The 9,455-nt window shown below is 57.7% G+C and carries 8 protein-coding genes; 6 read left to right on the top strand and 2 right to left on the bottom strand.

Annotated features, from left to right (window positions below; genetic code table 11):
• Positions 1 to 414 (bottom strand): LysR family transcriptional regulator (locus VFE46_19885; GenBank protein ID HZZ30269.1); only part of this gene is annotated, 414 nt, incomplete at its 3' end.
• Between the two features lie 92 nt (positions 415 to 506).
• Here VFE46_19885 and VFE46_19880 point away from each other — a divergent pair.
• The 4 genes from VFE46_19880 (at position 507) to VFE46_19865 (ending at position 4,712) form a co-directional block, all read left to right on the top strand.
• Positions 507 to 1,265: a DUF1559 domain-containing protein gene (locus VFE46_19880; GenBank protein HZZ30268.1), complete on the top strand. Its 759-nt coding sequence runs from the start codon at positions 507 to 509 to the stop codon at positions 1,263 to 1,265.
• A gap of 22 nt (positions 1,266 to 1,287) precedes the next feature.
• The gene (locus VFE46_19875) at positions 1,288 to 2,013 is read left to right on the top strand and encodes a PEP-CTERM sorting domain-containing protein (protein HZZ30267.1); all 726 of its coding nucleotides are present in this window, start codon (positions 1,288 to 1,290) and stop codon (positions 2,011 to 2,013) included.
• Between the two features lie 275 nt (positions 2,014 to 2,288).
• Complete coding sequence (locus tag VFE46_19870) at positions 2,289 to 3,512, top strand: C2 family cysteine protease (protein HZZ30266.1); 1,224 nt, start codon at positions 2,289 to 2,291, stop codon at positions 3,510 to 3,512.
• A gap of 195 nt (positions 3,513 to 3,707) precedes the next feature.
• A complete protein-coding gene (locus tag VFE46_19865; GenBank protein HZZ30265.1) occupies positions 3,708 to 4,712 on the top strand; it encodes a CapA family protein in 1,005 nt (334 codons plus the stop codon).
• Positions 4,713 to 4,727: 15 nt separating this feature from the next.
• On the opposite strand, the gene pruA is transcribed toward VFE46_19865, so the two are convergent.
• Positions 4,728 to 7,841: an L-glutamate gamma-semialdehyde dehydrogenase gene (pruA, locus tag VFE46_19860; GenBank protein ID HZZ30264.1), complete on the bottom strand. Its 3,114-nt coding sequence runs from the start codon at positions 7,839 to 7,841 to the stop codon at positions 4,728 to 4,730.
• A gap of 97 nt (positions 7,842 to 7,938) precedes the next feature.
• On the opposite strand from pruA, the gene VFE46_19855 reads away from it, so the two are divergent.
• Together VFE46_19855 and VFE46_19850 are read left to right on the top strand one after the other, a co-directional pair.
• Positions 7,939 to 8,670: an SDR family NAD(P)-dependent oxidoreductase gene (locus tag VFE46_19855; GenBank protein ID HZZ30263.1), complete on the top strand. Its 732-nt coding sequence runs from the start codon at positions 7,939 to 7,941 to the stop codon at positions 8,668 to 8,670.
• 61 nt (positions 8,671 to 8,731) lie between these two features.
• On the top strand, positions 8,732 to 9,442 hold the full coding sequence (locus VFE46_19850) for a nucleotidyl transferase AbiEii/AbiGii toxin family protein (protein HZZ30262.1): 711 nt from the start codon (positions 8,732 to 8,734) through the stop codon (positions 9,440 to 9,442).
• Positions 9,443 to 9,455: the final 13 nt, after the last annotated feature.

Genomic DNA, 9,455 nt, shown 5'->3' with positions numbered 1-9,455 from the left:
ACTGATGGCCGCCGCCACATGGACACTTTCCCCTGCGCCGGCCTGCGGGTGGGTGATCCGCTCGAGCACGCCGGCTGCGCTTTCGTGCAAGGCCTGATGAAGCTGCCCATAAATATCGACGGCCAGGCGACCGCGCTCGGTCAGTTGCGCTCCGCCTCCTTTCACACCCCCCACGGCCGATTCCACCAATGCTTCGCCGGCCGCCTGGTTGATTTCCTGAATCATGTTCCAGGCCTTGCGATAGGAAATGCCGACGGTTTTGGCAGCCGCCGTGATGCTGTGCTGTCGGCCAATGGCGTCCAACAATTCGGCCCGACCCTGGCCCAGCACGGCCTTTCCGTCCCGCTGGATCCACACGCGCACGCCAATGTTCCAATCACGCCCCCAGGCTGTTTTCCCCTTCGATTTTGCCATTTCCGTGCTCCTGGAGCGGTTGAACTTGCCGCGGGCTTGGGATACAGTAGACCGCTATATCCAACTGTGCATAACGCGATGGCAAGCAGCCCATGAGGACTCAACGCAGAGCGCTAGGCTTTACCTTGATCGAGTTGCTCGTGGTCATGGCGATTATTGGCATCCTGATTGGGCTATTGCTAGTGGCGGTGCAGGCGTCTCGCAAAAATGCGCGGTTGATAACGTGCCAATCGAACATGCGGCAGTGGACTTTAGCCATGCTGAACTATGTACAGGCCCACCAAGGTTACTTGCCCCGGCGAAGCCAAGGCGCGCAAGTGACCACCAGTTATTTTCGGCCCGACGATTGGTTTAACGCGCTCCCTCCCTTCATGGAAAACCAACCTTTAATGACGCTGCTGAACGCCAACCAACCGCCGCAACCCGGTGATCGGAGCGTATGGATGTGCCCGGAAATGGAGGAAAAAGTGATTCCTCCCACGACCCCGCCCAGCGATCAAACGGCAGATCCCAGCAAAATGTATTTTGCGTACGGAATGAACATGTGGCTTTCGACGGAAAAATCTCTCAAACCCGATCATATCGACAAAGTTGGGCCCCGCACGACCCTGGTTTTCATGTCAGAAGGGAACGGGGTGCATTGTTCGGTGCTTCCCTCTCCTCTCACCCTCATCGCAGGAAACTACCTCAATTTCAGCACCGTTGCACGACACAGCGACATGGTGAATTTGGCATTTTTAGATGGCAGGATACAAGCATATTCCAGCGATTACGTGGGCTGTGGCGTGGGAATTCCCGATCGACCCGACATTCGCTGGATGGTGCCCGATAGCCCTTGGACTGGACCCTAACTACACAAGGATTAGCAACCAGTTGAAGCATTTTACGATCAAACTGGCACTTTGCTCGATCGCCGGCACATATCTTCTGTGCGGCGTCGCGGCTTTCGCTGACCCCGTCGTCGGACAACTCGACGATTTTCAATCCGGCGCAGGCACTTGGCAAGGCGGCGGCCAACTAACGCATACAGACGCCTCGAAAGTCATTACCACTGGTGGTCCGGCCGGCGCCGGCGATCAATTTTTGCAAATCGATAGCAGCGTTGGCTCCGACGATACGCAGGCCGCCCCGCGATTGCTGGCAATTAGCTCGACGCCAGCCACCGAATGGGGAGGCAATTTTGTCACCGCCGGCGTGACGGGGGTAACCATGGATCTGATGAATCCGAATTCGATTGCGCTAACCATGCGCGTGGCATTTCGCGATGGAACTTCCATGAGTTCGCCAGCCTATGTTACCAATAACGCAGCCGCATTTACGCTTCCTGCCGACGGCCAGTGGCACCACGTCACGTTCAATTTCATTCCCACGGATATGACGACCGTAGGAACGCCGGGCGATTTCACCACGTTCTTGGAAAGTGTTCAGGAATTTCGCATTGTCGATTCGGCGACGGCTTCCTACATGGGGGATCAATTCCAGACGCAAACGTACTTTGATGTCGACAACATTCAGGCGGTGCCCGAGCCGGCGGCGTTGGTGCTTACGGTGCTCGGGCTTTCGGCGCTGGTGGCCGTGCGTTTGCGCCGTTGCGGCTGATTGTTGCTATTTGGCAACACGATTTTGCTCACTTTGCACTCAGTTCGCCAGGACACAGGCGAACTTTTCTTTTGCGCCCTCCATCTATTTGACGACCCCTCAAACCTGACCTAGGGTTTCTTTTGCCGGGCGCCGAAGGTTATTTGGCGCCGCATGTCGTTTGATATTGAGCATTCGCTCCCTCTGAATTTCATTCCCATCCATCTTTCATCCGTTGCCTGCGGCCGGCCGTTGTATGCGCTGCGCGCAACACGATTCATACCCAGGGAGTTCTTGTGAATTCAACGAAAAACGGTCGGCGGCCACGCCGCAAGCTGCGCATTGAACCTTTGGAACCTCGAGAATTGATGACCGCCACCAAGCTCACGGCGGCAGAAACGGCGGGAATCAGTTGGATTAGGTCGCATCTTAAAACCGCGACGATGAGCACGCTGGCCCAAAACGATTTTCAAGACGGCGTACTCAGCCGTACCGACATGATTGCAATTTTCCGGCAAGTGGAAAAAGCCGGCAGTCTCACTTCGCAGGAATTTACCGATTTGAAGACGCTGGTCGGCGACGCTCCCCTCTTCGTCGGCGTGGCCTACGTGCAACAACTCTCGCAAGATGTGGTGACCGGGAATGTGGCCAATGCCCATTATTTGGGAGCGACGCTGGGCAATTTGGCCGTCGGATTTTCGGCCGCCAATCTGGAAAAGCTGGTCGACAAATGGTTCCTGGGAACCGATCACCCGGTGGCCACCAGCGATTGGGTCGGCACAAACGGTAAAGACGAAACGTTCACCTATCGCCAAGTTTCCGGCCAGTTGTTTGTCAACGGCGTGGCATACACCGACATTCGCCAAGGCGGCATTGGCGATTGTTATTTCCTTTCGTCGCTGGCGGAAACGGCGCTGAAAAATCCCACCGCCATTACCAGCATGTTCATCGTCAACGGCGATGGCACTTATACTGTGCGGTTTATGCACGGCACGCAGGCCGCGTATGTGACTGTCGATTCGCAATTGCCGACCGATGCCAGCGGCTACCTGGTGTTCGACGGCATGGGCCAACGCGCCAGCAGTTCTACTAACGAACTGTGGGTGGCACTGGCCGAAAAGGCGTATGTGGAACTGAATGAATGCGGTTGGACCCGCTTCGGCCAGACGGGCAACGGCAAGAACGTGTACAACGCCATTTCCGGTGGCGACATGTCGATTGCGCTGACCCAAATTACCGGCCATGCGGCCACCGATGGTTACCTCGGCGGCATCACGTTTGCCACGTTTGCATCGTATGTGAGCAAGGGAGAATCCATTTGCTTAGGCTCGGATAATAGCCCGGCCAATTCGCAAATTGTGGGGGACCATGCGTATGCCGTGCTCAGCATCGACACGCTGCATCAAACCGTCACGCTGTTCAACCCCTGGGGCCTGAACAACGGACACGATTCCGGCGTGATTACGCTCACTTGGGTACAGCTTGAACAGTCGTTCGATTTCCTCAGCCGTACCACGTAGCAAATTGTTTGTTGGTTTTTCTCTGAGTGCGTTGGGATGGGCCGCGGGTGTTAACAACACCCGCGGTTTTTTTGCGCCTCCGGTCGAACAGTTCCCCGCATGGCGTGCGGAATTCGCGGCGATTATACTTGCGGTATGCCAAGCCACCGAACCTTCACGCATTTTTTATTGCCCGCAAGCAACAGGATGGCCTCGATGCAGCGCGGTCTACTTTTCGTTGCGGTTCTGCTCACGCTGGCATTTTGCGGACAACTTGGGGCGGCCGAGCCACCGGCTACCATCAAAGTAATTTTCGTCGGCGATATGATGCTGGCCGAACTCCCCGGCGAGGCCATCGCCAGCGGCGTCGATCCGTACGCGCCGTTTGATTCGGTGTTCAAGCAGGCCGACATTACGCTGGGCAATTTGGAATGCGTGGTCGCCACCACGGGCGAAAAAGTTCCCAAGCCGTACAATTTTGAGGCCAGCCCAAGATGTATTCCCGTGCTGAAAAAGCACTTTACGGCCGTGACCATCGCGAATAACCATTCCGGCGATTACGGCAAAGGAGCGCTGGCCGAACAGTGCGACCTGCTCGAGCAGGCCAAGCTTCCCTATTTCGGCGGCGGTCGAGATTCTTCCGCCGCCCACACGCCGCTCATTTTGGAACGCAACGGCATTCGGTTGGCCCTGTTAGGCTACAACGAATTTAAGCCCCGTATTTTTGAAGCGGGGGCCACCACGCCGGGCATCGCTTGGAGCGTCGATCAACTGGTCGTCGACGATATTCACACGGCGCGCGAAAAGTATCACGCCGATTTAGTGATCCCCTTCATGCACTGGGGGTGGGAATATGAGGAGATCAGCGACAGGCAGCGAAGCTTTGGCCGCACGATGATTGACGCCGGCGCCGATGCCGTGGTCGGCGCCCACCCGCACGTGCGGCAAGCGATCGAGTATTATCACGGCAAGCCTATTTTTTACAGCCTGGGCGATTTCGTCTTCAACGGCTTTCACGACGAGGAAACACTAACCGGTTGGGTGTTGCAGCTCACGCTCGATAAAACCGGCGTCGGAGAGTGGAAAACCATGGTCGCCCATCTCGACGATCGCGGCCTGCCGCACTTGGTCGAGGGAGTCAAATCACCGCACGGCGACGCCCGCAAAGGGGAACGGCTCGATTACGATCCTCCGTATCCCAAGCACGTGGCCAACGAGTGACGGCCAGTGTGCGGCCTATTCGTGTTCCGCCGACGGGGGAGCGAATCCACGCCGCAATGTATTCTCAGTAATCGTGCGCGGCAGCACGAATTGCAAAAGATAATCGGGCCCGCCCGCTTTGCTGCCAATGCCCGAAAGTTTGAATCCGCCGAACGGCTGCCGGCCCACAAAGGCGCCGGTGATCGGTCGGTTGAGATACAAATTGCCGACCTGCATTTCGCGGCAGGCGCGATCCAAATTGGCCGGGCTGCGCGAATAAATACCGCCGGTCAGTGCGTAATCGGTGCCGTTGGCGATCGTAATCGCCTCCGTTAAGTTTTCCGCCCGAATCACGGCCAGCACCGGCCCGAAAATCTCTTCCTGCGCTAAGCGGCTGGTCGCTGGCACGTCGGCAAAAATGTGCGGGCCGACAAAATATCCTCGTCCTGCCAAGGCGTCGGTATTTACCGCCAGCACTTCGCGGCCGTCCATGCGGCCCACATCGATATAATTTTGTATGCGGCGAACGCTTTGCGGATCAATGACCGGCCCCACGCTGGTCGCCGGATCGTCGGCGGCGCCCACTTTCAAACTCCGCGTTGCTTCCACCAGCCGCGCCAAACACGCATCATAAATGGACGCCAGCACGATGCACCGCGAGCAGGCCGAGCACTTTTGCCCTTGATATCCAAACGCGCTTTTCACCACGCCCAGCACTGCTTCATCCAAATCGGCATCGTCATCAACAATAATTGCATTCTTGCCTCCCATTTCGCAGATCACATGCTTCACGTAACCAATTCCGCGCGCGGAAACCTCTGCCGCCTTGGCGTTAATCGCTAGCCCTACCGGCCGGGAACCGGTAAATGCAATCAGCGCCACGTCGGGATGCTCCACCACCGCGGCGCCCACAACTTCTCCCTTGCCGGGCAAATAATGCAGCACTCCGGCAGGTAATTCGATTTCCCGGAAAATTTCCATCAGCTTAGCGGCCACGACGCTCGATTGCTCGGCCGGCTTCATAATCACGGTGTTGCCCGTCGCTAAAGCGGCCACCGTCATGCCTGTGAGAATTGCCAGCGGAAAATTCCACGGTGCGATGATTGCCGCCACGCCCCGCGGCACATACAGCAAACGATTTTCCTCGCCCGGCACCTCCACTTCTTGCTCGCGGTCCAGCGCCATGGCCCCGCGCGCGTAATATTCGCAAAAATCGATCGCTTCGCACACGTCGGCATCGGCTTCTCGCCAAACTTTGCCGCACTCGTACACTTCCCACGCAGCCAACTCGAAACGGCGGCGACGCATGACTTCCGCCGCTTTCAGCAGGTAGCCAGCTCTCCGCCGCGCGCCCAGTGCAGTCCATTCCGACAGGGCTCGCTTAGCAGCCGCCACCGCTGCGGCGGCATGTTGTTTTTCGGCCGCCGCGACATTGCCCGTGGCCTGGGAAATATCGGACGGATTGCGAGACACAAATTCCGCATTCGTCTCGACCGTTTCGCCATCGATCACAAGCGGGTACGATCGCCCAAACTGGGAGCGCACTTCCGCCAGAGCTGCCTGCATTGCCGCCCGATTGTGCGCAACTGCAAAATCGGTCGGCGGTTCATTGCGAAATGCCGGCAACTGGTCGCGCAATGGCGTCTGGTGGATACGAATCGGCGAATCATCCGCGTCTGGCCCTTCACCCTTTGCTCCTGTCCCCTCGCCTCTCGCCGTTCCCTCCTGCTTTGCAGCTTTCTTTGCATCGGGATGATCTAACGGATTCATCAGCAATACCTCCGGCGACACTTGCTCCGTAAAGCTCGCGCGCAGAAAAGAATCGTTCGACGTATTTTCTAACAACCGCCGCACCAGGTACGCCATGCCGGGAATCAGTTGGCCGTAGGGCATGTAAATGCGCAGCCGGTAACCGGCTTCTACCAACGCTTGCTTTTCCGCATCGGCCATTCCGTACAACATTTGTAACTCAAACGCCTCGCGCGGCAACTCCAAATGCCGGGCGACCGCAATGCCGTGGGCAAGTGAACGAATGTTGTGGCTTCCCAGCGCGGTTCGCAAATGCTGCCCATTGAGCAGCGCAAACCGCGTGAGCCGTTCATAGTTGGCGTCCGATTGCCACTTCTCTTGAAACACCGGCACCGGCCAGCCCGTCGCCCGGGCATGCACGGTTTCGTAATCCCAGTAAGCGCCCTTCACCAACCGCACCCAAACGGGCGTGCCGCGCAAGGCGGCCCAATCTCGCAGGGCAACCAAATCTTGCTCGGTATCTTTGAGATAACACTGCAGCACGATCCCTACATCGGCAAACTCGCGGAATTCGTCCTCCATTAAAATTTGCCGGAAGACGAACAGCGTGAGATCTTTAATCCGGTACGATTCCATGTCGACATTCACGAATGCCCCGTGCCGCTGGGCCGCGCGCAAAATCAGCCGCAGCCGAGCTGCCACGCGCTGCAAGCTCCCGTCCGGATCGATTGGGTCGAATTGGCTGTCGAGCGCCGAAAGCTTAATCGACACGTTCACCCGCGGCAGCGGCCCACGATCGTCACGATCAATCTGCGGAATTTCCGGCCACGTGTTGACCGTGGGAGAAAGTTGCTCGATTAAATCCAAATAGGCTTTCTGCCATTGGTCGGCTTCCGGCTCACTGGCCACGGCCTCGCCCAATACGTCCAGTGTGAAAGCCCGCTTTTGCCGCCGCTGGTGCAGGGCCGCCGCCAGCACTTCTTTTACGTCAGTTCCGGCGATAAACCGCTTGGCATGGGCCAGCGCATTGCGGCGCGCCGCGGCAGCCAATCCGCGACGCCCTAGCCGTGTGGGCGTGGCCACGACCAGCCCAAAGCGCGCCGCCGACGGCAGCCGATCGCGCACATCGTCTAGGTATTCCTCCAAGTGTCGGGCCACGGCATCGGGCGTGGTAAGCATCGGCAGCACGTCGATGAAGCGGAACAGTTGCACTTTTACCGCTTCATCGTTCATCGCCCAGGCCATGATGCGGTCGTCCCACCAGCGGCGGTCCCACAAGCTGGGACGCCGCACTTCCAAATGCTCGAACAAATACCAGCCCACTTCCTGCGTAGTGCGTTCGATGGCCGCCAAATCGCGGGCCGAAACGTCATCAAATTTTCCAGTCGAAATTGTGGCCATACCCATACGCCGAATTGCATCACACTGCCGCATCGCCTACAACATTGTACGTCGTTTGACAAACTCGACGAAGATCGGCATGACGGGATCAACATTTATGAAGCTTTCAGGAAAAACTGCGGTTGTTACCGGCGGCGGCAGCGGCATTGGCGCGGCCATAGCTACCGCGCTGGCCGAACAAGGGGCCCGGGTCGTCATCGCCGGCCGCCACGAGAAAAAATTGCGTGAAGCCGCCGACAAATTCAACGGTTCGCCCCCCATCGAATTCCACGAGGTTGACGTGGCCGATCGCGCTAGCGTGACGGCGCTGTTCACCTGGATCGCGGAAAAAGTTGGGCCGGTGCACATGCTGGTGAATGCCGCCGGCACAAACATCAAAAATCGCACGCTCGTTGAAATGCGGCCCGAGCAGTGGGACGAGCTTTTGGCCATCAATGCCACCGGCGCCTACAACTGCATGCACGCCGTGCTGCCGCAAATGCGAGAACGACATGATGGCGTAATCATTAACATCTCTTCCACTAGCGGCAAGCGTGCTTGGAAGCTCGGCGGCGTAGCCTATAGCGCCTCCAAATTTGCGTTGACGGCGCTTTCCACCGCCGCCGCCAATGAAGAAGGCGCCCACGGAATTCGCGTGACGGCCATTTGCCCGGGCGAAGTCGACACGCCCCTGATGGCAAACCGCCCCACGCCCCCGACCCCGGAACACCGGGCCCGCATGCTCCAGCCGGAAGACATCGCCGCGGCCGTGTTGCTAGTGGCGACCCTCCCGCCGCGCGCCCACGTGGCCGAAATGATTATCAAGCCGACGACGCAGGAGTTTGTCTAACGCCTGACGATTTGGATACGTTATAATTGCGGGGTGGCCGATTTACACTTTTTGAGCAGTCATGGCCAGAATCACTGATAACGCTGCGGGATTGTCAGCAGGGCAAGCGGGACAGCTTCCCACGGCCAGTGCGGTCATACCGTATCACGATCGGCTCAATCAAGATCGGGGGTGGGCTTTGAACGAGGGCAGCTTGTTCTTTGAAGGCCAGGGCAAAGTTCAAGAAGCACTGCGTCGGATTACCAAACGCCTGGACGAACTGGGAATTCCGTATGCCCTGGCCGGAGGCATGGCATTATTTCAACACGGTTACCGTCGATTCACGGAAGATGTCGATTTGGTCGTAACTGCACAAGGGCTACAACAACTACATCAAGCGCTGGAGGGCCTAGGATATCTGCGTCTCTTTACTGGCAGTAAAGCTATGCGCGATACTGACGCAGGCGTGAAGATTGATTTCCTAGTAACCGGGCAGTTTCCCGGAGACGGAAAGCCCAAGCCCATTAGTTTTCCTGACCCCGCTGAAGTATCCGTGCAACTGGGCGGCATGCGCGTTGTTAATTTGCCAACGCTACTGGAACTCAAACTGTCGTCCGGCATGAGCGGCGTAGGACGACGCAAAGATCTGGGTGACGCCCAGGAACTAATCAAATTCTTTCGTTTGCCGGCCGATTTCGCCGAGCAGCTGCATCCCTACGTGCGCGGAACGTTCCTGGAATTGTGGGACGAAGCGGAGCAGGGAAAAGCGAATCAAAACGAGCTGGATTACTAGCTCGGCTATACGC

Source organism: Pirellulales bacterium (assembly GCA_035656635.1).
GTDB lineage: Bacteria > Planctomycetota > Planctomycetia > Pirellulales > JADZDJ01 > DATJYL01.
This window is presented reverse-complemented; position numbering and strand designations above follow the sequence as displayed.